The organism is Vibrio sp. 704 (assembly GCF_033339295.1).
This window is the reverse complement of the sequence record NZ_JAWOUH010000434.1, coordinates 1-704: the sequence shown is the minus strand read 5'-3', so window position 1 is coordinate 704 and position 704 is coordinate 1. Positions and strand designations below refer to the sequence as shown.

At 41.8% G+C, this 704-nt stretch carries 1 protein-coding gene; it reads right to left on the bottom strand.

Annotated features, from left to right (window positions below):
• Positions 1–661 (bottom strand): polysaccharide pyruvyl transferase family protein (locus R7R24_RS26935; RefSeq protein WP_318120153.1); only part of this gene is annotated, 661 nt, incomplete at its 3' end.
• Positions 662–704: the final 43 nt, after the last annotated feature.

The window sequence follows — 704 nt, the reverse complement described above, 5'->3', positions numbered from 1 at the left end:
CTTCCGTGACAGACAGGGTTAAGCGATCAATGATCTCATTTGCATCAAAATCTTGATGGGAAAAGAAACGTTCTGGATAACCTATACACTCACCGAACATTTTGACTTTGCTGTTCCAAACAAGCCCTACAACAGGAACAGTCAACGAATAAGAAATAATGCAGGCATGAAGTCGAGCGGCGATTGTGCATTTAAATGTTGAAATAAGCTCAACCAACTCTCTTGGCGTTTGTGGCTCAATAACGTTTAGTTGCTTACCTAGATAGGTCTCCAGATCTTCGAGAATATCTACGTCGCTTTTCAAGCCATTAGTAAATAGCTGATAAGGTTGCCCGCGAGCTTCCAGTTCTGAAATAAGCGAGGCATATAGCTCGATAACTTGCGTTCTATCCAGATCAATACCGTTATCTTTAAAGATCCTTGCACGCACCAATCCAAGTCCGACAACATCTAGCGATTTTTTCTGTATCCCATAAACTTCTGAGCTGAAAACTGCTGAATCTGCTACTTGAGCGGTTTTGACGTACCCGTTTTCTATGTAGCCATCATTGAGCAAGCTCAAATCATCACGTGTCGTAACCATTTTTATAGCACTATGATTCAGACTTTCTTTTAACAATCGACATTTGTAGTTGCTTTGGTCATAACCTTCGACGCCCACAGCGTTGAAAAAAATCGGGCATGGCTTATTCGCAACCGTGTCA